This window comes from Nocardia sp. NPDC051756, from assembly GCF_040681495.1.
Taxonomy (GTDB): Bacteria; Actinomycetota; Actinomycetes; order Mycobacteriales; family Mycobacteriaceae; genus Nocardia.
The window spans coordinates 69328-93873 of sequence record NZ_JBFAYV010000001.1; the positions used below are offsets into that span (position 1 = coordinate 69328).

Annotated in this window: 26 protein-coding genes and 1 other RNA gene; 20 read left to right on the forward strand and 7 right to left on the reverse strand. The window is 65.9% G+C overall.

All coding sequences use genetic code 11. From position 1 onward, the window contains the following. The gene (locus AB0M22_RS00335; protein WP_364719084.1) at positions 1-978 is read right to left on the reverse strand and encodes an SMP-30/gluconolactonase/LRE family protein; all 978 of its coding nucleotides are present in this window, start codon (positions 976-978) and stop codon (positions 1-3) included. A gap of 213 nt (positions 979-1191) precedes the next feature. Here AB0M22_RS00335 and recQ point away from each other — a divergent pair, with 213 nt between their 5' ends. The 11 genes from recQ to AB0M22_RS00390 all read left to right on the forward strand — a co-directional run bounded on the left by recQ (position 1192) and on the right by AB0M22_RS00390 (position 10745). Further along, positions 1192-3081, forward strand: coding sequence for a DNA helicase RecQ (recQ, locus tag AB0M22_RS00340; RefSeq protein ID WP_364719087.1), 1890 nt, complete (start codon positions 1192-1194; stop codon positions 3079-3081). Positions 3082-3313: 232 nt separating this feature from the next. Then, entirely contained in the window at positions 3314-4804 is a 1491-nt protein-coding gene (gene phoA, locus AB0M22_RS00345; protein ID WP_364719089.1) for an alkaline phosphatase, read from the forward strand. Between the two features lie 98 nt (positions 4805-4902). Then, positions 4903-5970 carry a metallophosphoesterase gene (locus tag AB0M22_RS00350; RefSeq protein WP_364719092.1) on the forward strand — a complete coding sequence of 356 codons (1068 nt, stop codon included), beginning with the start codon at positions 4903-4905 and terminating at the stop codon, positions 5968-5970. A 67-nt stretch (positions 5971-6037) separates the two neighbouring features. Then, complete coding sequence (locus AB0M22_RS00355; RefSeq protein WP_364719094.1) at positions 6038-6274, forward strand: hypothetical protein; 237 nt, start codon at positions 6038-6040, stop codon at positions 6272-6274. A 65-nt stretch (positions 6275-6339) separates the two neighbouring features. Next, the gene (smpB, locus tag AB0M22_RS00360) at positions 6340-6813 is read left to right on the forward strand and encodes an SsrA-binding protein SmpB (RefSeq protein ID WP_357380491.1); all 474 of its coding nucleotides are present in this window, start codon (positions 6340-6342) and stop codon (positions 6811-6813) included. Continuing rightward, complete coding sequence (locus AB0M22_RS00365; RefSeq protein ID WP_364721578.1) at positions 6810-7673, forward strand: DMT family transporter; 864 nt, start codon at positions 6810-6812, stop codon at positions 7671-7673. The genes smpB and AB0M22_RS00365 overlap by 4 nt, the downstream gene beginning before the upstream one ends. A gap of 90 nt (positions 7674-7763) precedes the next feature. Further along, positions 7764-8135: a transfer-messenger RNA gene (gene ssrA / locus AB0M22_RS00370) on the forward strand. 136 nt (positions 8136-8271) lie between these two features. Then, positions 8272-8586: a WXG100 family type VII secretion target gene (locus AB0M22_RS00375; protein WP_364719097.1), complete on the forward strand. Its 315-nt coding sequence runs from the start codon at positions 8272-8274 to the stop codon at positions 8584-8586. Between the two features lie 22 nt (positions 8587-8608). Further along, positions 8609-8902, forward strand: a complete 294-nt coding sequence (locus tag AB0M22_RS00380) for a WXG100 family type VII secretion target (protein WP_364719100.1) — start codon at positions 8609-8611, stop codon at positions 8900-8902. Further along, positions 8899-10464, forward strand: coding sequence for a DUF4157 domain-containing protein (locus AB0M22_RS00385; RefSeq protein ID WP_364719103.1), 1566 nt, complete (start codon positions 8899-8901; stop codon positions 10462-10464). Before AB0M22_RS00380 ends, AB0M22_RS00385 begins: the two co-directional genes overlap by 4 nt. Before the next feature lie 5 nt (positions 10465-10469). Continuing rightward, entirely contained in the window at positions 10470-10745 is a 276-nt protein-coding gene (locus AB0M22_RS00390) for a hypothetical protein (protein ID WP_364719105.1), read from the forward strand. A gap of 73 nt (positions 10746-10818) precedes the next feature. Here the strand turns inward: AB0M22_RS00390 and AB0M22_RS00395 are convergent, their stop codons facing one another. After that, positions 10819-11715, reverse strand: a complete 897-nt coding sequence (locus AB0M22_RS00395; protein WP_364719107.1) for a LysR substrate-binding domain-containing protein — start codon at positions 11713-11715, stop codon at positions 10819-10821. Positions 11716-11838: 123 nt separating this feature from the next. Here AB0M22_RS00395 and AB0M22_RS00400 point away from each other — a divergent pair, with 123 nt between their 5' ends. From AB0M22_RS00400 to AB0M22_RS00430, 7 genes are all read left to right on the forward strand, one after another. After that, a complete protein-coding gene (locus AB0M22_RS00400) occupies positions 11839-13308 on the forward strand; it encodes an alpha/beta fold hydrolase (protein WP_364719110.1) in 1470 nt (489 codons plus the stop codon). A gap of 146 nt (positions 13309-13454) precedes the next feature. Beyond that, a complete protein-coding gene (locus tag AB0M22_RS00405; RefSeq protein ID WP_364719112.1) occupies positions 13455-15215 on the forward strand; it encodes a sugar-binding protein in 1761 nt (586 codons plus the stop codon). Between the two features lie 76 nt (positions 15216-15291). After that, positions 15292-16071, forward strand: coding sequence for a class I SAM-dependent methyltransferase (locus tag AB0M22_RS00410; protein ID WP_364719114.1), 780 nt, complete (start codon positions 15292-15294; stop codon positions 16069-16071). A 53-nt stretch (positions 16072-16124) separates the two neighbouring features. Next, positions 16125-16700 (forward strand): amidase domain-containing protein, encoded by a 576-nt coding sequence (locus tag AB0M22_RS00415; protein ID WP_364719116.1) that lies wholly within the window; start codon positions 16125-16127, stop codon positions 16698-16700. Positions 16701-16703: 3 nt separating this feature from the next. Beyond that, positions 16704-17027, forward strand: coding sequence for a hypothetical protein (locus AB0M22_RS00420; RefSeq protein WP_364719119.1), 324 nt, complete (start codon positions 16704-16706; stop codon positions 17025-17027). Between the two features lie 83 nt (positions 17028-17110). Further along, entirely contained in the window at positions 17111-17770 is a 660-nt protein-coding gene (locus tag AB0M22_RS00425; protein ID WP_364719121.1) for an RraA family protein, read from the forward strand. A 250-nt stretch (positions 17771-18020) separates the two neighbouring features. Next, the gene (locus AB0M22_RS00430) at positions 18021-18650 is read left to right on the forward strand and encodes a VWA domain-containing protein (RefSeq protein WP_364721580.1); all 630 of its coding nucleotides are present in this window, start codon (positions 18021-18023) and stop codon (positions 18648-18650) included. Between the two features lie 7 nt (positions 18651-18657). On the opposite strand, the gene AB0M22_RS00435 is transcribed toward AB0M22_RS00430, so the two are convergent. Continuing rightward, positions 18658-20082: a pyridoxal-dependent decarboxylase gene (locus tag AB0M22_RS00435; protein WP_364719124.1), complete on the reverse strand. Its 1425-nt coding sequence runs from the start codon at positions 20080-20082 to the stop codon at positions 18658-18660. A gap of 203 nt (positions 20083-20285) precedes the next feature. Between AB0M22_RS00435 and AB0M22_RS00440 the strand changes: the two genes are divergently transcribed. Both AB0M22_RS00440 and AB0M22_RS00445 read left to right on the forward strand, forming a co-directional pair. Beyond that, positions 20286-20720, forward strand: coding sequence for a MarR family transcriptional regulator (locus AB0M22_RS00440; protein ID WP_364719127.1), 435 nt, complete (start codon positions 20286-20288; stop codon positions 20718-20720). A 128-nt stretch (positions 20721-20848) separates the two neighbouring features. Continuing rightward, positions 20849-21430: a TerD family protein gene (locus tag AB0M22_RS00445; protein ID WP_364719130.1), complete on the forward strand. Its 582-nt coding sequence runs from the start codon at positions 20849-20851 to the stop codon at positions 21428-21430. A gap of 8 nt (positions 21431-21438) precedes the next feature. On the opposite strand, the gene AB0M22_RS00450 is transcribed toward AB0M22_RS00445, so the two are convergent. The 4 genes from AB0M22_RS00450 to AB0M22_RS00465 are packed head-to-tail and all read right to left on the reverse strand — an operon-like array spanning position 21439 to position 24543. Next, positions 21439-22065, reverse strand: coding sequence for an SAM-dependent methyltransferase (locus AB0M22_RS00450; protein WP_364719132.1), 627 nt, complete (start codon positions 22063-22065; stop codon positions 21439-21441). After that, positions 22062-22814: a PIG-L family deacetylase gene (locus tag AB0M22_RS00455; RefSeq protein ID WP_364719135.1), complete on the reverse strand. Its 753-nt coding sequence runs from the start codon at positions 22812-22814 to the stop codon at positions 22062-22064. Before AB0M22_RS00455 ends, AB0M22_RS00450 begins: the two co-directional genes overlap by 4 nt. Next, positions 22796-23779 carry an acyl-CoA dehydrogenase family protein gene (locus AB0M22_RS00460; protein WP_364719138.1) on the reverse strand — a complete coding sequence of 328 codons (984 nt, stop codon included), beginning with the start codon at positions 23777-23779 and terminating at the stop codon, positions 22796-22798. The genes AB0M22_RS00455 and AB0M22_RS00460 overlap by 19 nt, the downstream gene beginning before the upstream one ends. Then, a complete protein-coding gene (locus AB0M22_RS00465) occupies positions 23779-24543 on the reverse strand; it encodes a glycosyltransferase (RefSeq protein ID WP_364719140.1) in 765 nt (254 codons plus the stop codon). Before AB0M22_RS00465 ends, AB0M22_RS00460 begins: the two co-directional genes overlap by 1 nt. Positions 24544-24546 lie beyond the last annotated feature (3 nt).

Below are 24546 nucleotides of genomic sequence, written 5' to 3' on the forward strand. Positions count from 1 at the left end.
CTACCGCGCCGGGGTGGCGGGGGTGAGGTCGATGCCGGCCGGCGGGCGTAGTCGGCGCAGGGTGCCGTCCATTCCGGTGATGTACAACGCCCAGCTGTCGCCGTCGCGGGCGATGCGGACCGAGGTGGTCCCGTCCGGCGGGTTGCGCATCGGGCCCGGCTTGATCAGGCCGGTGATGATCGCGCAGGCGGCGCCGGTCTGGGCGTTCACCTGGTTGATCGAGCCGAACGCGTGGTCGGCGACGTACAACGTGTCCGCGTGGGTGGCCTCCATGTCGTCCGGTAGCGAGATCAGGTTCGGGATTCCGGTGACGACGACCTGACGATCCGGGGCATCCAGGGGAATGCGGAAGATCCGCATGGTCAGGTTGTCGGCGTAGATGGACTTTCCGTCAGGGGCCAGCGCGATGCCGTTGGACAGCGGCAGATCGGCCCAGGTGCGCGTGTATTCGCCGGTGGACGGCCGGAAGCGGGCGATCCCGGTCGGCGTTCCGGTGGTGCCGATGGTGGTGAACAGCAGATCACCGTCGGGGAGGAGCAGGAGTCCGTTAGGGCCGTTAAGGCCGGTGAGCAGGGTCGTCACCGCGCCGGTTGCCTTCTCGTACCGCTGCAGCGTGCCGGGAGCTTCGGTCATCCCGTCGCCGGTCAAGAAGTAGACGTAGGGGCCTGCGACCCGCACACCCGCCGGATGATCCAGTCCGGTCAACAGCTTCTCGAATCGACCCGCGCTGTCCACATGCGCAAGGAAACCGTCGACGATTCCGGTGACATAGAACCCACCGTCGCCGTCGGAATCGAGGTTCTCCAGATTGCCCACCCCCTCGACCAGCGTGCTCGCCTCCCAGCCGTCCGCGCACATGGCCGGCACCGGGTCCGCGATCGCCGCCGGCGCCCCGGCGAGGATCCCCGCCGCGACCGCCGTGGTGAGCAGCGCCGCGCGAATTCGATTACCCCTCAACCCGATTGCGCTGTGCGCCATTCGAATACTCCCCATCCCTATTGCCATGCGCGCCAATCTAACAGCAGGTCCAGCCGGCAGCAGGGCGGCGAATTCCGGCCGATCGGAATGGGTGGCAGGTCAGAGACTCGGCTCAGTTCAGCGGTCGAGGGTTTATTCACATGTGGATAACTCGAGACCCGACCTGGGAAATCTGGCGACGTACCGGTAGCGCCGCGAGCGCACGCTCGTAGGATGGGCCGGGTGACTCCCACCGATGCATTCGCGCCCGCTGCGACCGACACCGATCCCGGTGTGGACGCCGGATCCGGTGCGGCGCAAGAGGTTCTACGCCGAGTCTTCGGTTATGACAGCTTCCGCGGTGATCAGCGCGAGATCGTAGACCACGTGGTCGCCGGTGGTGACGCGCTGGTGCTCATGCCCACCGGCGGCGGCAAATCGCTGTGCTACCAGGTGCCCGCGCTGGTGCGGCCCGGGGTCGGCGTGGTGATCTCGCCGCTGATCGCCTTGATGCAGAACCAGGTGGACGCGCTCAGTGCACTCGGCGTGCGCGCGGGTTTCCTGAATTCGACGCAATTCCCGGATGAGCGCCGCACCGTGGAGGCGCAGTTCGTCGCGGGGGAATTGGACCTGTTGTATCTCGCGCCGGAGCGGTTGCGGCTGGAGACGACGGCGCAATTGTTCGATCGCGGCAAGGTCGGGCTGTTCGCCATCGATGAGGCGCACTGTGTTTCGCAGTGGGGCCACGATTTCCGGCCCGACTACCTGGCGCTGTCCATGCTGCACGAGCGCTGGCCCGATGTGCCGCGGATCGCGTTGACCGCCACCGCGACCGCGAAGACCAGCGACGAGATCGTGCAGCGTCTCGATCTCGGCGCCGCGCGGCGCTTCGTCGCCAGCTTCGACCGGCCGAACATCCAGTACCGGATCGAGCCGAAGAACAAGCCCGATCGGCAGCTGCTGGAATTCATCCGCACCGAGCACGCCGGGGACGCGGGCATCGTCTACTGCCTGTCCCGCAACTCGGTGGAGAAGACTGCCGCATTCCTCACCGAGAACGGCGTCAGCGCGGTGCCGTATCACGCGGGCCTGGACAACCGCACCCGCGCGGAGAACCAGACCAGGTTCCTGCGCGAGGACGGCCTAGTGGTGGTCGCGACCATCGCCTTCGGTATGGGCATCGACAAGCCCGACGTGCGCTTTGTCGCGCACCTCGACCTGCCGAAGTCGGTCGAGGGCTACTACCAGGAAACCGGCCGCGCGGGCCGCGACGGACAGCCCTCCACGGCGTGGATGGTGTACGGCCTCAACGACGTTGTGCAGCAACGCAAGATGATCGACTCCTCGGAGGGCGATGCCGCCCACCGCCGGCAATTGCAACTGCACCTGGACGCCATGCTCGGACTCTGCGAGACGGTGAGCTGCCGGCGCGTGCAGCTGCTCAACTACTTCGGCCAGCACGATCAGCAGCCGTGCGGCAACTGCGACACCTGCCTCACCCCGGCCGAATCCTGGGACGGCACCGTGCCCGCGCAGAAGCTGCTGTCCACGGTGCTGCGGCTCAAACGCGAACGCGGCCAGAGCTTCGGCGCGGGGCACATCATCGAGATCCTGCTCGGCAAGAAGAACCCCAAGGTGCTGCAACACGATCATCACGAGCTGACGGTGTTCGGGATCGGCACCGACCTGCGCGATATCGAATGGCGCGGCGTGGTGCGGCAATTGCTGGCCGGCGGGTTGCTCGCGGTGCACGGCGACTACGGCGTGCTCACGCTCACCGAGGCGAGCAACGAGGTGCTCTTCGAGGGCCGCCAGGTGCTATTGCGCCGCGAACGCGAACGGCCGACCAAACCGGCGCGCACCGCCAAGTCGGGCAAGGCCGCGGCCGCCGCGGATCTGGCGCCGGCCGATGTTCCCCTGTTCGAGCGGCTGCGCGAGTGGCGGGCCGCGACCTCCAAGGAACAGGGCGTGCCCGCGTACGTCGTCTTCCACGACGCCACCCTGCGCGAGATCGTGGCGCGCAAGCCGACCAGCCTGGCCGAACTGGGCAAGGTCGGCGGCGTCGGCGAGAACAAGCTGGCCAAATACGGCGAAGGGGTACTGGAGGTCCTGGCCGCGGAGTGAGATTCTGCACCTTTCGGCCAGCTGACCGGAAAGCCGGGATTGTCCCTCGACCCCGGTGAAAGCCACTGCGCGGCACCGCTATTGGGTTGCCGCACGGCGAGCTGACGTATGCGAACATGCGAATGAGAAATCGTCCGGTAACCACCCGGTTGCCCACTATGCCCTTTTTGTTCAGAAGACCTCGCAAGGCTCCAGCCAACCGACGTATCTACGAACAATGGAGTTTTCGCTCATGCCCCCTGTCTCGTCGCGTTCCATGCCCCGCCGGTTCCGCGCGGGCGCCATCCTGGGCGCCGCCGTTCTCGTCGGGACCCTGGTCGCCTGCGGTTCGTCCGATTCCACGAAGCAGGGCAACGGCGATCTCCTCACCCCCAACGCCAAGGGCACGCTCACCGAGAACGGTGGCGCCCGCCGCACCACCGGCGACCGGACCGACGCGCTGCGCGCCTCGCTCAACGGCAGTCAGGCCAAGAACGTCATCCTGCTGATCGGTGACGGCATGGGCGATTCCGAGATCACCGTGGCGCGCAACGTCGCCGAGGGTGCCGGCGGCTACTTCAAGGGCATCGACGCGCTGCCGCTCACCGGCTCCTACACCCATTACTCGCTGGACAAGAAGACCGGAAAGCCGGACTACGTCACCGATTCCGCGGCCAGCGGCAGCGCGTGGTCGACCGGCACCAAGACCTACAACGGCGCCATCGGCGTCGACGTCAAGGGTGACCCGCAGACCAACCTGCTGGAGATCGCCAAGGCCAACGGCAAGGCCACCGGCAACGTGACCACCGCCGAAATCCAGGACGCCACCCCCGCCGTGCTCGGCGCGCACGTCACCGACCGCAAGTGCTACGGCCCGGAGGAGACGGCGCTGAAGTGCCCGACCAACGCGCTGGAGAAGGGCGGCCTCGGCTCGATCAGCGAGCAGTTGCTCAACACCCGCGCCGACGTCACCCTCGGCGGCGGTTCGAAGAGCTTCGAGCAGAAGGCGGCCGGCGGCCAGTGGCAGGGCCAGGCCCTGCGTGACCAGGCCAAGGCGCGCGGCTACAACCTCGTCGCGGACAAGGCAGGCCTCGACGGCGTCACCAAGGCCGACCAGGACGCGCCGGTGCTCGGCCTGTTCAGCCCCGGCAACATGCCGGTCCGCTGGACCGGCGACAACGCCGTGCAGAACGGCCTGAACCTGCCCGCGCAGACCTGTAAGCCCAACCCCGAGCGGGCCGCCACCCAGCCCGACCTGGCGACCATGACCCGCAAGGCGATCGACCTGCTCAAGCCGCGCAAGGATGGCTTCTTCCTGCAGGTCGAGGGCGCCTCGATCGACAAGCAGGACCACAACGCCAACCCGTGCGGTCAGGTCGGTGAGACCGTCGACCTCGACGAGGCCGTGCAGGCCGCGCTCGAGTTCGCCAAGAACGACGGCAACACCCTGGTGATCGTCACCGCCGACCACGCGCACAGCAGCCAGATCGTTCCGCTCGAGACCAAGTCGCAGTCGCTGACCAGCAAGGTCGTCACCAAGGACGGCGCCGAGATGGGTGTCTCCTACGGCAACGCCGAGGCCGGCGGTTCGCAGGAGCACACCGGCACGCAGCTGCGCGTCGCCGCCTACGGCCCGCACGCGGCCAACGTGGTCGGCCTCACCGACCAGACCGATCTGTTCTTCACCATGTCCGACGCGCTCGGCCTGGACCGGAACAAGAAGCCGATCACCGCGGCCAAGTAGGTCTCCCCAGTCGATCCGGCCCCACCCGGCATCGCCATCGCGCACCCGATGGGTGAAGATGGTCGCCGGGTGGGGTACCGGATTGCAGAGGACATCGCATGCCTGACAACAGCTTTGGTCGCCGGGGCTTCCTGGCCGGCGCGGCGGGCGTCGCGTCGCTGGTCGGGCTGTCGCCCGCGCAGGCGGTGCCGGTCGTACCGGGTGTCACCAAGTTCGGCTTCCCGACCGGGCGTAATCTGCGCGTGCTGATGACCGGCGACGCCGGCACCGGAACCCGCACCCAGTGGGCCGTCGCCAATGCCATGCGCGAGTTCCATCGCCGCGAACCGATCTCGCTCGCCGTCGGCCTCGGCGACAACATCTACGAATCCGGCCCGAACAGCGGCACCGACCCCCAGTTCGCCGACAAGTTCGAAAACCCCAACGCCGGACTGGATTTCCCGTGGTTGATGGTGCTCGGCAACCACGACACCAGCTCCGTGCTGCCCGGCGACGGCGGCTGGCTGGTGCGCGGCAACCACGAGGTCGAGTACCACGCGAACTCACCGCGCTGGTGGATGCCGAGCCGGTACTACTCGGTGCGGGTGCCCGAGCAGAATCCCGTGGTCGAGTTCTTCGTCCTCGACCTCAACCCGCTCGCCGCCTACATCCCGCCGATCCTGTCCCCGTACTGGGCGGTCGACGGCCCGTTCATGAACGAGCAGCGCGCCTGGCTCGACCAGGCCATCGCCGGATCCAGCGCCACCTGGAAGATCGCCTGCACGCACCACCCCTACCTCAACAACGGCCCACACGGCGACGCCGGACACTACGAGGGCCTGCCCATCGAGCCGATCAACGGCATCCACGTCAAGCGGTTCATCGAGGAGCACGTCGCAGGCGCCTGCCAGTTCCTGTTCTCCGGGCACGACCATTCGCTGCAGGTGCTGGAACCGACCGTCGAATCCAAGGGCACCCGCCAGATCATCTCCGGCGCCGCGGCCAAGACCGTCGGCGCCGAACCCGCGGTCACGCCGCGTGCCGGGCACCCCGCCCTGTTCGAGAACTACCACGAGCTCGGTTTCATGGTGTTGGATCTCACCCCGGCCACCGTCGACCTGCGTGTGTTCACCGTCGACGTCGCGACCGCCGCCGCCACCCAGGCCTTCGCCCGACGTCTCGCCTGAGTACCAACTCTGTTGCGGCGCGCGGCAATTGCGGCGTGTCGCGGCCGTGCGGGCTACCGTGCTGGCTATGGCTACCGGTGATGGCCCGGACGATGGGGGCGACTCGTCGGGCAGTTCCCCCAGCTCCGAGGTTCCGGACGCGCCGCCGAACACCCGCCGGGGGACCGACCCGACCGTAGAGAGTGTGTGGTTGCGGCACCGCCCGCCCCCACGACCGGGCAGGCCCCGATTTTCCACGGTATTGCTCGTCCTCGCCTTCATCGCGCTGCTCACCCTCTGGGTCGTTCTGCACCCTGGCGGCTAGCTCTGCCGGTGCCGCGCCTCGACCTGGGAATAATCCGGTTGCCGCGTCACTTAAGGTTGATCGTTATGAAGGAACAGGGGCGCAAGGTCATCGCGACCAACCGCCGGGCGCGGCACAACTACACGATCCTGGACGTCTATGAGGCCGGGATCGCGCTGGTCGGTACCGAGGTCAAGAGCCTGCGTGAGGGCAAGGCCTCGCTCGTGGACGCGTTCGCGACGGTCGACAACGGCGAGGTGTGGCTGCGTGGGCTGCACATCCCGGAGTTCAGCCACGGCACCTGGACCAACCATTCGCCGCGTCGCATCCGGAAACTGTTGCTGCACAAGCGTGAGATCGACCGCCTGGTCGGCAAGTCCCGCGAGGGCAACCAGACGCTGGTCCCGCTGTCGATGTACTTCTCCGACGGCAAGGTCAAGGTCGAACTGGCCCTCGCCAAGGGCAAGCAGGATTACGACAAGCGCCAGGATCTGGCCAAGCGCGACGCTGAGCGTGAAGTCACCCGCGAGCTAGGGCGGCGTATCAAAGGCATGCGCTGACCGCCGTTCTACTAGCGCTGGTAGCCGCCCTCGGCTACGGCGTGAGCGACTTCTACGGCGGAGTCGCGGCTCGAAAGGTGACCGCGCTACGGGTGGTCATCTACTCGTATCCGTTCTCGGTTCTGCTCGTGCTGCTGCTCCTGCCGTTCGTCGACGGGACCCCGGACGCCGCATCGATCGGCTGGGGTCTGGCGGCGGGCGTGGCCAGCGGTGTCGCGGTGTGGTGGTTCTATGCCGCGCTCGCCAGCGGTCCGATGGCCGTGGTCTCGCCGCTGACCGCGGTGCTGGTCGCGGGGGTGCCGGTGCTGGTCGGGCTGGTGATCGGGGAGCGACCCGGGTTGCTCGCCTTCATCGGAATCGCTTTTGCCCTGGTCGCGGTGCTGCTGGTCAGCCGGGAATCGCCGGACGCCGTCACCGAGGAGATCACCGGTGGGCGCGAGTTGCGGTTCACCAAGAAGGTCGCCCTGCTGACCGTCGGATCCGGTCTCGCGTTCGGCTTCATGTTCGTCTTCCTGCATCAGACCGCGGCGTCGTCCGGGCTGTGGCCGTTGCTCGCCCAGCGCGGCGCCGCCACCGGCGTGGTGTGGGTGACCGCGTTGTCCGCCAGTCAGTTCAAGCGGCTGCGCGGTGAGCCGCTGCGGCTGGCCTGCTACATCGGCGTGCTCGACGTGATCGCCAACATCGCGCTGCTGCACGCGTTCCACGGATCGCTGCTCTCCCTGGTCAGCGTCATCGGTTCGTTGTACCCCGCCGCCACCGTCCTGCTCGCCATGGTGCTGCTCGGCGAACGCGTCGGCCGGCAGCAACAGGTCGGCATGGTGCTCGCCCTCGTCTCCGTCGCGCTCATCGCCGCAGCGTGAGCCGATGCTGGGACACCCGGCCCAATAATGGGAAGAACCGGGCTGTGGCCGGTGTTAACATGAACAGCCCGGCAAGGTGCCGGGACGTACGGGGCTGAACGGTTTCGACTTTGTACGTAGATTCAGGGGAAGCGTGTCGGTGCAGGCGAGAGACCACCGTAAGCGTCATCGCAACCAATTAAGCGCCGATTCCAATCAGCGCGACTTCGCTCTCGCTGCCTAAGTAGCAGAGCAAGTCTGTCAGTCCGGGTTCGTCTCTCGACCCGGGTCCTGGCATCAGCTAGAGAGACTTACCGTCCTGGCCGGTCGCGGACCAGAATGGAACATCAAACAGCGACTGGGATCGTCATCTGAGCTTGTTCGCGAGACCCAGAGATCCAAGTAGAGACACAGCGAACTGCACACGGAGAAGCCCTGGAGACGCGGCAGAGGACCCGGGTTCGATTCCCGGCAGCTCCACCGCCAAGGCCCTTCACCTGCATAGCAGGTGGGGGGCCTTTTTGCTGCCAATGGCAGCAGTGTGACCGCAGGCTGATCCGGTACCGTGTCGCCTGAGCGGCTGTCTGACAAAATAAGAACTCGCAGAGACGGGGCGGGAATGAAAGTTGATCCGGCAGCGGTCCATCAGACTGCGCAATGGCTGCAACAGCAGGCCGACGACATGTCAACCGCCATCGAGGCGCACATCAAGGTGATTTCGAACTTCCTCAACAGTGACTGGCAGGGCACCGCTGCGACTTCACACCAAGACCCCTGGACCGAATGGGCCGACGGTGCACGGCGCACCGTCGGCTCGTTCTACACCGACGTCGGCGCTCTCCATACCGTCGCGGACACTTACACGACTACCGACACCAACCATGCGACCGAGATCAGTCAGACAGGCTCGAGCCTGAACCTGCCGCCGATCTAGCGCCGAGCGGACCGGGATCGAAATGACCAACGATTATCGGGTCGACCTCGTCGGACTCGCAAAGCTGATCGATGACACCGCGACGCTGAAATCGACCATCGAACAGAACATTACCGAGATCGACCAGCGCATCAGCGAATTGCATGTCACCTGGACCGGAGACGCCGCAACAGCCCACAAGACCGCGCACGACAACCGGGTTCAAGCGGTCGCAGACATGGGCGAGGCGTTGGCGACGTTGCGACAGAAGCTCACCGATGCGCTGACCGCGTATCAGAAGGTCGGGCCCACCAACCACGGGATGTGGCCGCAATGACCGTACCAACGACACCGCCGACACAAGCGGCTACGCCAGGCACCGTTCCTACGCCGCCACCCACCTCCCCCGCGCCTGCGCCCGCGCCAACCCGCCCGCAGGAAAACACCCCGCCGACACTGGCGACGCCGCCGCCGAAAACAACGCCCGTGCCCGCGCCTACGGTCCCCACCATCGTGTTCCGGTTCCAGGATTACCACGACGCTGGTGAAGAATTCGCAGTGATCGGCACTGACGCCTCCGACACCCACAACGCTCTACTGAAGGTGCTCAATTACTACAGCGGTATGGCCGGAGTCGATGACGCCGGAAAACACTGGGCCACTACCTACGACCAGGCAGCGCAAGCGGCGATCGGAACGTCAGCGATGTTGGCCGAAGCATGTGTGCAAACCCGCAACCTGATCGCGGTCGGCGTCTACAACCATGCCGTCACGGAAGCCATAGCCAACCACTCGTCCGACACGTCGCCGGCAAAGCCAACGCTGACACCCGATATCACCCTGGGTACAACGGTTTCCCCGGCTGCCGGAGGGGGAATCGACGTGCCCTTCGGCTGGTCCGTCGTACAGGATCTGGTCAGTAACGCCTGGCCGAACGGTAACCGGATCCAACTGCGCGCCACAGCTGACGCCTGGCACACTGCGGCCGCTGACTACCGCACCCTCGCTGCCGCGGTGACCAACGCCGTGGGGTTGCTCGGCAACAACCAGTCGCACGAGATCGACACCGCCGTCACCTCCTGTAACCAGCGGAAAACCGACTTCACCGAGCTCGCCGATATCTGCCAGGCGCTGGGCGACTGTTGCAACGACTACGCCCAGAGTGTCGACGACGCACAAAAGAAGGTCATCGACGAACTGGTCGAATTCGTCGAAGAAGCGGTCGCTTTCGAAGCGGCGTTCGCCATCCTGGCCCCCTTCACCGGTACCCTCTCCGAATGGGTCGGCAACGCCGCCTTTGCCGGTCGCATCGCCCAGAAGGCGGAGAAGATCAAAGGGTTCATCAGCGCTTTGGTCACCCGCGCCGGGCAAATAGTTTCCAAAACGCTCACCCCATTGCTCGAACGGGCGAAGCCAATTCTTCAGCGCGTCCAGAAGTGGGTTGACGAAGCGCGGACAAACCTGAGCATCTTCGCGCGAGGTGGTGGTTTCCGGGATGGCAAACTGTTCTCTCGGAATGCTGGTCGTCTGAGTAAGGACGTCTTGGCGAGTGGCGACCATCTCCCCATAACTCAGCAAACGATCGAAGAATATGCAGCGAAGGCAGGCCTCGACCTGAAAGGTGTCAATGTGCACCTCGGCACGTCCGCCGACGACATCCGATATTACGATGCCGAGCGAGCGGTCGGAAGCACGAGTGGCAATGACATCACGCTGGCACCCTCGGCGTTCTCCGACCCGGAGACGCTGATGCGCACCTTGGTGCATGAGAAGGTGCACGTGGATCAATACGCCAGCGGCACGCAAATCGGCACGGGAACCAGCGCTGGGCTCGAGGCCGAGGCCTACGCTGCTGAGGATGCATTCTGGGCAAAGTACATCGCTAACGGAGGAAAGTGAACGGGTTGAGTAAATTCGAGGTGGACGACGTGTTCAGGGTGAGCTTCCAAAAGCTGCCTATCGTTACCGGATTCGTCGATGGGGAGTTCACGATCGGGCAGGGAGTCGAGCTCGAGAAGGCCGATGGCCGAATTTATCGTGGGGTGATGACGGGAATGCATATTCACACATCCTCGGTCGCCCCGAATCATTTCTCGATCACCTTTTCCGAACCCATCTCGGATAATGTCGAGCCTGGCGACGTGATCACCACGATCGATCCTGATGGTGAGCAGCCCTAGGTATCTCAGGCTGCCAGAGTGGTGCGAGTGAGCCCGCAGGTTCCTCGATCGCCTGCCCTGAATTCGGCGGCCATCACATCGGCGCTGAGTCCCGAGTATCGATGGCTGCCTGAACGAATTCCTGCACTCGTCGGGTGTGCCCGGTGGTCAACCAACCGAGGCCGAATTCCAGGGGTGGGGCGTCGGGGACGGGGACGTAGGTGACGTCTGGGCGGAGGTAGAACTGGGGGGCTTGTTCGGTGGTGAGGTAGACGCCTTTGCCTGCGCCGACGAGGGCGAGGATCTCCGGGAAGGTGGCGGCGATCGGGCCGGGTTCGATGGGGCGTCCGGAGGGGGTGCGTTTGGGGTGGTGGAATTCGTCGAAGTAGGTGGGGAGTTCGGGGGGATTCTGGATCATCTTGACCTGGGCGAGGTCTTCCAAGGACAGCGAAGGCCGGCGGGCGAAGGGGTGTTCGGCGGAGACGGCGAGCATTTTCGCTTCCGAGTACAGCGCGGGGCCGATGGTCATGTCGGGCTCTTCCATTGGGAAGCAGCACATCTGGAGTTCGACGTCTCCGCTGCGCAGTCGTCCGGCACCGTCACTGAGCTGCAACTCTCTGATCTGCACAGAGCAGTCGGGATGCCGAGTGTGGAAGGTGTCGCTCACTCGGAGCAAGAATCTTCCGCCGGCCGAGCCGAAGTAACCGACTCGCAGGGTGCCGTGGATTCCGCGGCCGGCGTCCTTCGCGTTCTTGACGCTCTGCTTGACCTGGTCGTAGGCGGGCCGCAGCTCCTCGCGCAACTGCGCTCCGACAGGTGTGAGCGTGACCTTGCGGCTGGTCCGCTCGAACAGCGCTACGCCGACTTGACGCTCAAGCTTCTTGATTGTCTTACTGATGTGCGCCGTAGACACTCGCAACCGATCTGCGGTGCGGCCGAAATGTAGTTCATCCGCGAGCGTCAGGAACGCTTCTATCTCGTATCGCTCCACTGCCGCTCTCGTAATCATTAACCACCGGTTAACGACGTTTGGGTGATTTGTCGTTGATCACGCCCGGTGGACGCTTGATCGTAGACGGGTCTGATGGACACGTTTCAGAAAGGTCGGCATGACATGTCGGTAGTTAACATTCCGCACACCAAGCACAGGTTCGTCGAGGTCGACGGAGTGCGGGTCTTCTACCGGGAGACGGGTCCCGCCGATGCGCCGGTTCTGCTTCTGCTGCACGGCTTTCCGTCGGCGTCGCACCAGTTCCGTCGGTTGATGGACGCGCTGGGTGGCCGGTACCGAATGATCGCGCCGGACTACCCCGGTTTCGGGTACACCGAGGTCCCGGACGGGTTCCGCTACTCCTTCGACCGGCTCGCCGACGTCATCGAAGGCTTCGTGGAGACCCTCGGCGTGACCAGCTTTGTGATGTACTCCTTCGACTTCGGCGGGCCGGTGGGTTTCCGGCTGGCGACTCGGCACCCCGAGTGGATCGCCGGGCTGATCGTCCAGAACTCCAACGCCTACGACGAGGGTCTGTCCGACATGGCCCGGGCCATGAGCGCGAACATGCCGGGCGTCGAGGGCGCTGAGGAAAACGTCCGGCAGATTCTGGAACTGCCGGTCACCCGCAGCCAGTACGAGGGCGGCACCACCGATCCCGAGCTGATCGCACCGGACGGCTGGACCTTGGACCAGCACTTTCTGGACGCACCGGGCCGCAAGGACGCACAGATCGAACTGGCCCTCGACTACCACAGCAACCTGGCGCTCTACCCGGCCTGGCAACAGTGGCTCCGCGACCACCGTCCTCCGACGCTCATCATCTGGGGGCGCAACGACGCCTTCTTCCCCGAAACGGGCGCCCATGCCTACCTGAGCGATCTCCCGAACGCCGCGCTTCACTTCTTCGACACCGGCCACTTCGCCCTCGAGGAGAACCTTCCCGAAATCGCCCCGCTCATCGCCGATTTCGTCGACGACCTGCATAAGGAACACCCCATGAAGATCGCTGTCATCGGTGCCAGAGGAAATCTCGGCAGCGCTGTCGTCCGTGCCGCCGCCGCTCGCGGAATCCAGGTCACCGCACTCGACCGGGACATCATGGATGTCACCGACCCGGCTTCGGTCAAGGACGCCGTCGCCGGCCACGATGCTGTGGTCGCTGCGATCAAGGGAACCGATCGGCTGGTCCCGCGCGGTGCCTCGACGCTGCTCGAAGCGCTTCCCCTCGCCGGCGTCGACCGCCTGGTCTTCCTCGGTGGCGGCGGCAGCCTCGAATACGCACCCGGGCAGCGCTTCGTCGACTCTCCTGATTTCCCGGCCCAGTATCTGGAGACTGCCCGTGACCAGTCCGAAGCCCTGGAGATCTTCCGCGGTTCCGACTCGACCGTCCGCTGGTCCTATGTCAGCCCGCCCCCGGTCCACCTGATCCCGGGCGACGCCACGGGGACGTATCGGGCCGAGGCGCGTGACACTCCGATCGCCGATGCCAACGGTGAAAGTCGCATCAGCGTCGGCGATTACGCCTCCGCCATTGTCGATGCTCTCCTGAACGGTTCGTTCATCCGCGAACGCTTCACCGTTTCGTACTGAACCCGGCGCCCGTCCGGCAACCGGACGGGCTCGCCGACTGCGAGCGGGCCGGGTGCGTAACCGCTGTCGAGGACGCGACTGCCGATGTGTTGTGATTCGACGGGCACTTGACGCGCGAACAGGTAGGCAACCACTGGAGGCAACGGATGGCGGCAGCGGGCTTCGAAGCAAGACTGAGTCGCCGTACCCTGCTTGCCTCGGCCTTGGCCGCACCCTTGCTGGTCGCGGGCTGTTCCACGGACAGCAAGCGCGAGAACGCCGCGGGCGATCCGGCGCATACCGACGTGCTGTTCATCGGCGCACACCCGGACGATGAATCCAGCAACCTGTCCACCTTCGGCCAATGGCACGAAAACCTGGGCTGGACCACCGGTGTCGTCACCGTCACGCGCGGCGAGGGCGGCGGCAACGCCGTCGGACTGGCGGAAGGACCTGAGCTGGGCCTGATCCGCGAGACCGAGGAACGCACCGCAACCGCCCTCGCCGGCATCGAAAACATCTACTACCTCGACAAGCCGGACTTCTGGTACACGCTCTCGGCGCCGTTGACCGCCCGAATCTGGGACGAGCAAGATACTTTGGCGAAGCTGGTGCGACTGGTGCGCCGCACCACACCGCACACCGTCGTGGTGATGGATCCGCGGCCGTTCAATCAGCATGGTGGACACCAGCTCTCGGCGCGGCTCGGGATCGAGGCGTTCCGAATTGCCAGTGACCCGAACGCCTTCCCCGAGCAAATCGTCGACGAGGCGCTGGCGCCTTGGCATCCCACCAAACTGCTCGCGCAGAACTACGGATTCGACGCACTGCTGGGGCCGGCCGCACCGGAGAAACCGCACACCGACCCGAAGGCAGGGCTGCCGGTCATCGGTGTGTGGTCCGGCGCGCCCGCTCGCGAGTACAACACAACCTGGGCGCAAGTCGAGCGTGACGCGACTCGCCTATATCTCACCCAGGGTTTCGCCGCGAAACCCGCGCAGGAGCCGACGGACCCGCAGCAGCTCGGCTCCGATTGGTTCACCGTCTTGGCGGACGACGGCCGCTTCGTCGAGGTGCCGGTGCACCGCCAAACCGAACTGAAACCGCTGTACGCGGAGTTCGCGGAGTGGGCCGACCGAACCGGGATTCCGTGGCTGGCCAATCGCGTTCAGCCGGACTACCCACCGAATCCTGAAACCATGATCCCTGCCGTCGCCATCGCGCCGACCCTCAACGGTATCGAGGGACCGGGGGAGTACCCGGGACCTGAACTGCCACTGGCTATTTGGCAGGGCGGCGGCAGTTGCGCGGCAACCGCAAAACTGTCCAGGCACGACAACGACCTATACGTGCTTGTCACCGTGACTGACGACCGCAAGGGCGCGGAACTGACCGCCGACGATATCAAAAGGCATTGGCGCACAGACTCGGTCGAAATCGCCATCGATCCGCGCGGCGACTCCGACGACACCTCGACGACTTTCAAAACCGGCATCCTGCCGTACACGGCAAGCCAGGGCCCGGCCGCCGAACGCGACGCCGACAACCATCAGGGCGCGACGACACCCGGGATGCAGGTTGCCGCAATCGTCTCCGAGCCATACCGCGGCTATACGGTCGAAGTGAAGATCCCGCTCGACGAACTGCCCGCACCGGTCGACCCCGCCAAGTTCGCGATGAACATCTTGGTCTACGACTCCGACACCACCGACAAGACCGGCCAAACTCGCTTGGCCTGGTCACCTTTCGGCAGTCCCCAAGCAGATCCCTACGTGTGGGGTACCGCAACCCTCGCCGACTATCACCCCGCGCCGACACCCGAAATACCGCCCGTCATACCGCAATCCGCCGCGCACAGCGCCGACTCACCCGCATCCGTCGCCCAGTCCAAGCGCATCCGAGTACCGATCGCCGGCAACCCCCGCTAGCTCCGCTCGCCGCCACCGCACCCGGTACGGTGAAAACACCGGCTAATAGGGGACTTCGGTCCTGGTGGAGGACGTAATGACCGAGCAGCGATCCCGTGCTCTCGACATCGGCACGATGCCCCGCGGCGGTCCGAACGCCTCCTGGCTGGACCGACGCATGCAGACCGACGTGCTCGAATACATCGACCGCTTCGACGTGTCGGACGAGATCAAACAGGTCGTCATCAGCGAACTCGACCGCCAGGACTGGCACGAGGACCACGCCCGCACCGCACTGGCCCTGGTCGCCGACATCGACCATCCCCGCATCCTCGAACTCGGCGCAGGCCACGGAAAACTCTCGGCGAAGCTCCTCGAACTACACCCCACCGCCACGGCAACCATCACCGACCTGGACCCCACCTCGGTCGCCAACATCGCCGCAGGCCCCCTCGGCGCCCACCCACGCGCCCGCACCCAGGTAGTCGACGCCACCACCATCGACGCCCCCGAAAACAGTTACGACCTAGTGGTATTCGCGATGTCCTTCCACCACCTACCGCCCGCCCAAGCCTGCCGCGCCATCGCCGAAGCCACCCGCATCAGCACCAAATTCCTGGTAATCGACCTGGCCCGACTGCCAACCCCAGCCCTCCCACTCATCCCGCTGCTGGGACTCCTCATCGCAGCGCCAGGCGCACTCCGCAAGGGCCCACTCACCATCCTGCCCTTCCTGCACGACGCCATAATCAGCCTGCTCCGCGCCTACCGCCCCCAAGCCCTGACCGCCCTCGCCCAAGCCGCCGACCCCGCAATAAACGTCGAATTCCTCCCCAAGCCCCCACCCCTAACCTGCGCCGTCTTTTCGCGCACATGATCGACCGTTGGCACTGGCCCCGGCATCAAGTGATAACGGCTCTGCCGTGACGCATGCCACAAATTGATTCGCAGAGCGACTGCGCAAATTTCGCCTCGCAGGTATTGGAGGCGGGCGGATTCTCGCAGATCATGTCCCGGGACACCCTCAACGACCCGAACGACAACGACCCGAACGCATGGTTCTCGGCATACGACGAGAATGTATTCGGCCGGGATTGGGAAGATTCCAGAACCTGGACATATGCGCCCGCGTTATTGAGATTCCTGCTCACCAACGACGGGTCGAAGGGTGGCCCGAAGGGGAAGCTGTCGGGTGGGTTCCGCCGGGACAGCGTCGATACCGCCCCGGATCCGAACCTTCCTTCGAAGCTGGGGCTCCAGCCCGGCGACCTGATCTTCTACGACCACGGGGACGGCGAAACGCCGGACGGACGCATGGATCACGTCGCCGTCTATGTCGGCAAAGATTGGATCACCATGCCCGATGGAAGTCGGGTGTGGGGCGATGTAGTCGACATGCACACGAGTAATCGCCAGCACGAACCATGGTGGTTGCCGAAGTATGATTCGTCGAACGTCCCCATCGATTATCTGTTCGCGCATATGACGTATCCAGGTGAAGGATGAGAGATGACTTCTAGGCGGAAAAAGGTGGTCGCGGTATCGGTGACCGCTGTTGTTCTGGTGGTCTCGGTCATCTTCGGTTATTACTGGTGGTTGTTCGGCAAGCCTGATTGGTATTGGCATGGGCCGTCTACGATCGCGGTGTCCGGTAAGCGATTCGAGCTGAAGGGGCCGATTCCGAAGTCGCGGGAGGTGCGGTGCCTGGGGAAGAAATCGATTCCGCTGACGGGTCTCGAGTACTGCCGGGTGGATCCGCCGGAGGCGTCGATGGCGGCACTGTTCTGGTACGACGGGGAGGTCTACACCTTCAATATTCAAGACCCGCTGTAGTTCCGGTACGCCGAGGCGGGATCCGGGCTGGGAAGTATGGTCGAGGCGACTGCATACTCCGAGCCTGGAAGAGGGTGGCGCCGATGGTGGCTGATGAGGTTGTTGCGAAGTTCGACTCCGTTGATACGACTGCTATCTGTGATGGGGATAAGTCGATTCGGGTGTTGGACAGCGGGATTCGAGCCCGGTCGGCAGGGGTGCGGATTGTGGGGACCGCGTTCACTGTGCGGTGCAGAGGCGACTTCTTCGGGGTGTTGCGGGCGATCGAGGCTGCTTCGCCGGGGGATGTGATCGTTGTGGATGGTGGTGGGCGGGAGATCGCTTTTGCTGGAGAGCTTTTCGCGCGTGGGGCGCTGGCGCGGCGGCTCGGGGGGATCATCATCGATGGGGGATATCGGGATATTTCGTATGTTCGGGGGTGTGAGCTGCCGATCTACAGTCGGTTCATCACGCCTATGGCGGGGACCACCTCTCAGCTCGGTGAGCTGCAGATTCCGGTGACCTGCGGTGGTGTTCCGGTGTCTCCGGGGGACGTGATCCTTGCGGATGAGGAGGGGGTCATCGTGGTCGAGCCCGAGCGGGTCGAGGCGTTGCTCGATGCCGCCGCGGCCACCAAGGAAGCCGAGGCCAGGGTGGTGGCGAAACTGGATGCGGGCGCGACGTTGAGTGACGGAATCAACGTCGATGCGCATACCGAGGCCCTGCGCAAGGGTGAGCGTTCGACTCTTCAGTTCCTGCCCTGACCGCTGTAGCCCGGTTTCTGGTGTCTCGACATCGCATCGGCCGTGCGAGTAGTTTGCTCAGCGGGGCGTCGGCGAGTTCTCGAAAAGACCGGGGGTGCAATGGCTTATGGACTGGCACCGGACAAGGCGATTCGTGAGCTCGGGTAGCAGGTCGCCGAGCGCAGCAGGTGTGCTTGCGCTCGCTGTCCTGCTGTGGCTTTCCGGATGCTCGCGCGTCGTATCGGGTGCGGCTCAGCCCGTCCCGGCGCCCATGGGCGGTTGTGACACCGCAGTGGTGCTCTTGTTCGACGTGTCGCTGTCCATGAAGGCGACGGACGTAGCACCGGATCGGCTCACCGCCGCTCGGCAGGCAAGCAAGTCCTTCGCAGATCGGCTGCCGAAGCAGACCCGCCTCGGGTTGATCGAATTCGCCGGTGCGACAACAGAGTTGGTCACGCCGACCACAGACCGCGAAACGTTCAAGGCCGGCCTCGATCGCTTGGAGCTGGCTGAACGCACCGCCACGGGCGAGGGTATCTTCACGGCGTTGTCCTCGATCCGCAACCTTGCTCCCGGTGACCTGCCGTCCCGACCCGCACGGATCGTCTTGCTTTCCGATGGCAAACAGACGGTCCCGATGAGCTTGGACGATTCGCGGGGTGGCTATACGGCGTCGCGCGAAGCGAACCGCGCCAATGTTCATGTTTCGTCCATCGCGCTGGGCACGGACCAGGGCACGGTCGAGGTCCCCGAAGTTTCCGGCCCGAACTCCCTCGTCCGGGTACCGGTCGATCACCCTTCACTGCGCGAGATCGCCCGCCTTTCCGGCGGAAGCTTCTATGCCGCAGCGAGTCTCGACGATCTGAACAAGGCGTTCGATGACCTGACCTGCCATCGGTGAGCATTCGCTAGAGTTCGGGTCCGATCTCTCGGATCACCTGGATAAGCAGGTCCGCCTCGGGCTCGGTGATGCGCCAGTTGACGAAGGTGGGGCGTAGGGCGGTCACGCCGCGGTAGGTGGTGGTGCCGACGTAGACGCGGCCGTCTTCGAGGACGGCCGCGCCGAGGCGAGCGTTGAGGGTGTCCAGGTCGGAGTCGGGGACGCCGGGCGGGCGGTAGCGGAAACAGGTGACGCACAGCTGGACTGGGGCGAGTAGTTCGAAGTCGGGTGCGTCATCGACGATTCGGCCGAGGTGGGCGGCTACATCGAGATGGCGTTCCACCATTTCTCGGTAGCCGGCGCGGCCGTAGGCGCGCAGGGTTGCCCAGATGGGGAATGCGCGTGCGCGGCGGGAGGATTCGGGGCCGTGCATGTTGTAGCTGATCTGTTCGTCGTCGAGGGTGGGTAGGTAGGCTGCGCCCCAGCCGCCGAAGGTCTTGCCGAGTATCGAGCTGTCCTTGACGAACGAAAACCCGCTTTCCTGTGGCACATTCAGCCATTTGTGGCCGTCGGCGGTGATCGAGTCGGCTCGTTCGACTCCGCGGGCGAGGTGTGCCGTGCGCGGTGAGATGGCCGCGAACAATCCGAACGCGCCGTCGACATGTAGCCAGCAGCGGTACTGCTCGGCGAGATCGGCCAGCTCATCGATGGGGTCGGAGTCGCCGGCGTTCACCTCGCCGAGGTTGCCGACGATCACCGCGGGTGCGCCGTCGAGTTCGATCAGCGCCCGCTCCAGCGCGGCCAGATCGATCCGTCCGGCGTCGTCACGGACGAAGGTGCGCAAGGTATCTCGGCCACAGCCGAGGATCTGCAAGGCCTTGCGCGTGCTGGCATGCACGTATCCACTGGTCAGCACCGGCATTTGCGGCAGTCCGACCAGACCTTGGGCGACCACGTCCACCCCGTGCCGATCGGCCCACCAGTAGCGCGCCGCCGCCAACCCGGTCAGGTTCGCGAAAGTGGCGCTGGGCGTGAGCACTCCGCCGAAGTCCTGCGGCAGGCCGAACAGATCTTTCAGCCATCCGAGCACGACGGACTCGGTGCGCGAGGCGAGCGGCGAGGTGACCCACAACCCCGCGTTCTGGTCCAGCAGCGCGGTTGCCCAGTCACCGGCCATCGCCGCCGGTGTGGCCCCGCCGACCACGAGGTGGAAGAAGCGCGGCCCGGAGGAGTGCACGGCCGCCTGCGTGCCGACCGCGAGCAACTCCTCGATCGCCGCCAGCGCACCCCCGCCCTGTTCCGGCAGCGGGCCGCCGAGTTCATCGATGAGCGGATCGTTGGTCGCCTCGCGCACCAAACGCTCCGGCAGACTCTCCAGATACGGCCCCGCCGCCTGGTTCACCAATGCCAGCGCCTGCGCCGCGAGGTCCTGTTCTTTCAGCGGATCACCCATGCCCCACCGAACCGCGTCCCGGGCCGCTTTGTAAATAGCCAGTCGGCCAAGGTGATTGGTCACCGCCGCCCCGCGGCACGCCGAAGCGTCAGCTGATCTCGAGACCTCGGCCGAACGATGCGCCAGCCGCAATCACCCCGTCGAAATTTGAGTGTCAAAGTAACTTCATAGGAGACTTCAAGTAGCTGGCTAAACTGTCGTCCGTGACAGCGGACCTGCCTGAAGCGGACCTGGGTTATCGCCTGCTCGCCGAGCTTCGCACGGTATCCGACCAGCTGGACGCCGCGCTGGTGAGCGTCCTGCGTGACCTGGATCTCACCGTGCCCTCCGCGAACGTGCTCTGGCACCTCACCCCGGCGGCCGCGCTGCCGTCGATGTCCGAGCTGGCCCGCCGCACCTGCAGTGACCCGTCGACGGTCACCTTCATCATCGACAAGCTGGAGAAACGCGGCACGGTCGAGCGACTACCCGGACCGGACGACAAGCGGGTGAAAGTGGTTGCCCTCACCGCAGCGGGCGCAGCGCAGCGCGAGCAGCTGGTCGACGCGATGACCCAGCATCTGCCACTGCGCCGGCTGTCTGCCAGGGAGCAACGGCAGCTGCACCGGCTGCTGGCGAAGGCCACTTCCATCGCCTGATCGGCATCGAGAGCTATTCGCTATCAATAGGTTTCACTGCCGCCCTGCCGCCCTGCCGTCATCGTCGATGTCCCGAATGAGAATCTTTCTGGCGCTTGGAGTTACGAAACCCCCGCTAACCTGAACCCATGATCACGCTCAAGAAAGAAGACGGCGCCGCGGATCTCGCCGGCGTCACCAAGCTGAGTGTCGGCGTGAGCTGGGATCCTTCGGCGGGGACCAGCGGCGGGGCACTCGGTTGGGCACGCCGTAAGAAAGGCGTCGACCTGGACCTGATCGCCATCCTCATGCAGGGTGCCGAGCCGGTCCGCTTCGCCGGCCTCGACTCCCTCGACCCGCTGGGCAACGCCTCGGTCCTGCACAGCGGCGACGAGCAGACCGGCGCCGCGGCGGGCGACGACGAGACCGTCCATGTCACCTTCGCCGACGTCCCCGGCGGTATCGACGCCATCGTCTTCGTCGCGGCCGCCTTCAAGAAGGGCAGCTCGTTCGAGAAGGCGAACAACATCAGCTTCAAGGTCTACGACGCGAGCGGCGGCAGCAGCCAGCAGGTCGCCGACATCTGGCCGTCGCTGCTCGGCGCGGACAATGCCAACGCCGTCGCCCGCGCCTTCCGCTCCGGCTCCACCTGGCAACTGGAAGTGCTGAACCGCAAGGGCAAGATCAAGCAGGGCGACAAGCAGGCGCTGCTCCGCTTCGCGATGGCGTAGCGATCAACTCATTCGATGTGTTCGGTGGTGGCGACGGAGATGGGGTCGCCGGCGATGAAGACGTCTAGGAGCAGGTCTTCGTCGTGGTAGCCGGCCAGGGCGGTCAGGCCGTGGGTGGTGCGGGCGATGGCGTGCACGTGGTCGCCGGAGAGTGGGTACTCGGGGACCTTTCGGCGCCAGTGCACGCAGAGCAGGGCGCCGTTGGGTTCTAGGTGGTCGACGGCGTGGGCGAACGCGGTGCGCAGGGTGACCGAGTCGAGGTAGTAGCAGACCTCGCTGAGCACGATCAGGTCGAAGTGTTCGTCGGGCCAGGGTTCGCCGAGCGCCCACCGGCGGAATTCGACCGCGCCGCGCTCGGATTCGGGCAGCCGGTCGATGCGCCGGCCGGCCGAGTCGAGGGCCTGGGCGGCGATGTCGGTGCAGACCAGGCGATCACAGCGGTCGGTGAGCTCGGCGGAGAGGGTGCCGATCGAGCAGCCGGGCTCGAAGGCGTTGTGGTAGCGGGTCTTCGGCAGCGCGGCCATGGTGAGCGCGCGTTTGCGTTGCTCGTACCAGCGGGTGGTGAAGCCCCACGGGTCGGGATCGCGGGCGTACATGTCGTCGAAATACTCGGTGGCGAGCCTGGTTTCGCTCATACGAAGTACGTTTCTGTGTTGCCGGTGAACCGGTCCAGCACGTGCGGCGGCAGGATCGGCTGGTCGGCGGGATCCTCCGACATGGGCAGGATCTGGCTCTGGAATTGCGAGATGGCGCGCAGCTTGGCCTCGACCGCCGTGCTGGGCAAGGTGAGCGTTCGGGCGCGGCTGCCCGGGACTACCGGGTGTTCCGGAGTTGCCCAGTGCCACATCCACACCGGGAATTCCAGCAGCCGGGTCGCGGTGCCCGCGCAGGCCGCGGCGGCGGCCCGGCCGACCGCCTCGTGATCGGGATGACCGTCGCGTCGCCAGGTGGTCGCGCACCACGCGCCCGCGTGTCCGCACTCGGTGAGGACGCGGGACAACGCTTCGGTCAGCGCCGCTTCCTCGGCGGCCACCTTGCCGTCGCCGATGCCGAGCCGAATCGGTGGTTCGACGCCCAGTTCGGCTGCCGCACGCCGAGATTCCGCCACGCGCAGATCGGCGAGCTCGGTCGGCGAACAGGTGGGCGAGCCCGGGTGCGACGCTTCGCCGTCGGTCACCGTGACGACCGTGACCGGCAGCCCGTGCGCACGGGCCAGCGCGATCAAGCCGCCGACGCCGAGCACCTCGTCGTCGGGATGCGGCGCGACGACGATCAAATGCCGCCAGCCCGTGAGGGATAGCTCCGGTCGCCGGCTGCGCCACCGGGTCCAGGTGCGCTCGGGAGTGCCCCGGGCGGCGAGATCGATCAGCGGTTCGGCAACCATGAGAACTCCTTTTCCGCGTAGTCACGGCCAAGATCGGCCAGATCTCGCTCCGCATGACTCTGGCGGAGATAAACGGTGAGGTCGGCGACGCGTCGCGCGTGCTCGGCATCGGCGCACAGCGGACCGGCGCCGAGCGCGCGCCCGACCCGATCGATGGTTGCCGACGCCGCGTCCTCGACCACCGCCCGCACGGTCCGGGCGCGCAGCCGTGCGGTACCGGAACGGTCGTCCGGGTCGGCGTCGATCTGTTCTGCGGCATCCGCCAAACACAGTGCGGCGGCGTGTAATCCGCTCATGACCGCGCCGAGATGCGCGAGGGCGTGTTCGTCGGTTGCGCGATCGTGCAGGGTGCGGGCGACGGCGCAGGCCCCGCCATACCAGCAAGCGGCGACACCGATAGCGCCGTGCCAGAACCCCGGTCGGGTCAGATACGCGCCGGGTCCGCCGACCGGCTCAGCGGCCGCATTGGTGAAATCCACTGCACCGGAATCGGATTCCGCCATGCCCACGGCGTGCCAGGTATCGGGCACCGCGCGAACGGAAGGTTGACTGAGGTCGACGGCGAACAACCGACGCTCGTCGCCGGCCCGCGCGGTGACCAGAGCATGGGTGCAAATAGTCGCGCCGGAGCACCACGGCTTACGCCCGTCCAACGTCCACCGGCCGGCCTCGAATCGCGCCTGTAGCACCGGCTTCGGCGGCTCGGCCGCCCACACGCCCCAGATCTGACCGCGTTCGACCACCCCGCCGTCCAGCTCCGCGAGAATCGCCTCGGCGTCCGCGTGCGCCTCCACCATCCGCCCGATCACCACATTGCCGAAGGCGAAATCGGCCAGCGAGCGCCAGCGGTCGAGGGTGCGTCCGGATCCGGGATAAGGCAGCTCCAGCCGGCCGGCGTCCGCGAGTCGCTGTAGCGCGCTCGCGGTCGCGGTGGGCGCGGTGTTCAGGATGTCAGTGGGCGGCATCAGGCGCTCCTGCTCTCGGCGCGATAGGTGTTCTCCAGTCGTCGCAAATGCGCAGCGAACCCCTGGGGCGCGCGACCGACCCGGCGCGCGGAGGTGGTGACGAGCACGTCCTCGGCCCACGCGATCCGCGCCCCACCGGTCACCATGCGGGACACCAGATCGACGTCCTCACCGGTTCGCAGGTGCCGGAAGCCGCCGACCCGCCAGTAGGCGTCGGCCCGGAAGCCGAGATTCGCGCCGTGCACATGTCCGTGTTCGCCGCCGGTGCCGTACTCCTGCTCATAGCTTTGCCGGGTGGTGGCGGCGTGATCCGCCCAACTGCGCACGCCGACGATTCCGGCAACGACGTCGCTTCCGGCGTGCGCGTACTCGAGCTGGTTCTGCAACCACCGATCATCGACTTCCGAATCGGCATCCGTTGTCGCGAACCAGGTCTCGGCCGCGCAGTTCGCGCCCGCGTGCGCGAAACCCAGCGCACGGGCGGCCCCGACATTGCGCTCGTCGACCTGCATCACCGCGACGTTCGACGGGGGAACGTCCGCGGAACCATCGGTGCACCCGTCGAGCACCAGCTGAACCCGGACCGGAACCTCGACGCGCCCGGCCGCGTGCGCCAATGCGGACAGACAGGCGGGTAGCAGTCGCTCCTCGTTGCGCACCGGAACGACGACCAGAATCCGCGCGACGGCGCCACCGGATTCGGCTCCTTCGAGCCGGTTGGCGGGCGGGGTACGGACTCTGTCGCGGGGACGGGAGTCGCTCATGCC

Bases quoted from the DNA above. Each gene is read 5' to 3' on its own strand.
- AB0M22_RS00335 (WP_364719084.1), bottom strand. From the start codon at position 978: ATGGCGCACAGCGCAATCGGGTTGAGGGGTAATCGAATTCGCGCGGCG.
- recQ (WP_364719087.1), top strand. From the start codon at position 1,192: ATGGGCCGGGTGACTCCCACCGATGCATTCGCGCCCGCTGCGACCGAC.
- phoA (WP_364719089.1), top strand. From the start codon at position 3,314: ATGCCCCCTGTCTCGTCGCGTTCCATGCCCCGCCGGTTCCGCGCGGGC.
- AB0M22_RS00350 (WP_364719092.1), top strand. From the start codon at position 4,903: ATGCCTGACAACAGCTTTGGTCGCCGGGGCTTCCTGGCCGGCGCGGCG.
- AB0M22_RS00355 (WP_364719094.1), top strand. From the start codon at position 6,038: ATGGCTACCGGTGATGGCCCGGACGATGGGGGCGACTCGTCGGGCAGT.
- smpB (WP_357380491.1), top strand. From the start codon at position 6,340: ATGAAGGAACAGGGGCGCAAGGTCATCGCGACCAACCGCCGGGCGCGG.
- AB0M22_RS00375 (WP_364719097.1), top strand. From the start codon at position 8,272: ATGAAAGTTGATCCGGCAGCGGTCCATCAGACTGCGCAATGGCTGCAA.
- AB0M22_RS00380 (WP_364719100.1), top strand. From the start codon at position 8,609: ATGACCAACGATTATCGGGTCGACCTCGTCGGACTCGCAAAGCTGATC.
- AB0M22_RS00385 (WP_364719103.1), top strand. From the start codon at position 8,899: ATGACCGTACCAACGACACCGCCGACACAAGCGGCTACGCCAGGCACC.
- AB0M22_RS00400 (WP_364719110.1), top strand. From the start codon at position 11,839: ATGTCGGTAGTTAACATTCCGCACACCAAGCACAGGTTCGTCGAGGTC.
- AB0M22_RS00405 (WP_364719112.1), top strand. From the start codon at position 13,455: ATGGCGGCAGCGGGCTTCGAAGCAAGACTGAGTCGCCGTACCCTGCTT.
- AB0M22_RS00410 (WP_364719114.1), top strand. From the start codon at position 15,292: ATGACCGAGCAGCGATCCCGTGCTCTCGACATCGGCACGATGCCCCGC.
- AB0M22_RS00415 (WP_364719116.1), top strand. From the start codon at position 16,125: ATGCCACAAATTGATTCGCAGAGCGACTGCGCAAATTTCGCCTCGCAG.
- AB0M22_RS00420 (WP_364719119.1), top strand. From the start codon at position 16,704: ATGACTTCTAGGCGGAAAAAGGTGGTCGCGGTATCGGTGACCGCTGTT.
- AB0M22_RS00425 (WP_364719121.1), top strand. From the start codon at position 17,111: ATGGTGGCTGATGAGGTTGTTGCGAAGTTCGACTCCGTTGATACGACT.
- AB0M22_RS00430 (WP_364721580.1), top strand. From the start codon at position 18,021: ATGGGCGGTTGTGACACCGCAGTGGTGCTCTTGTTCGACGTGTCGCTG.
- AB0M22_RS00435 (WP_364719124.1), bottom strand. From the start codon at position 20,082: ATGGGTGATCCGCTGAAAGAACAGGACCTCGCGGCGCAGGCGCTGGCA.
- AB0M22_RS00445 (WP_364719130.1), top strand. From the start codon at position 20,849: ATGATCACGCTCAAGAAAGAAGACGGCGCCGCGGATCTCGCCGGCGTC.
- AB0M22_RS00450 (WP_364719132.1), bottom strand. From the start codon at position 22,065: ATGAGCGAAACCAGGCTCGCCACCGAGTATTTCGACGACATGTACGCC.
- AB0M22_RS00455 (WP_364719135.1), bottom strand. From the start codon at position 22,814: ATGGTTGCCGAACCGCTGATCGATCTCGCCGCCCGGGGCACTCCCGAG.
- AB0M22_RS00460 (WP_364719138.1), bottom strand. From the start codon at position 23,779: ATGCCGCCCACTGACATCCTGAACACCGCGCCCACCGCGACCGCGAGC.
- AB0M22_RS00465 (WP_364719140.1), bottom strand. From the start codon at position 24,543: ATGAGCGACTCCCGTCCCCGCGACAGAGTCCGTACCCCGCCCGCCAAC.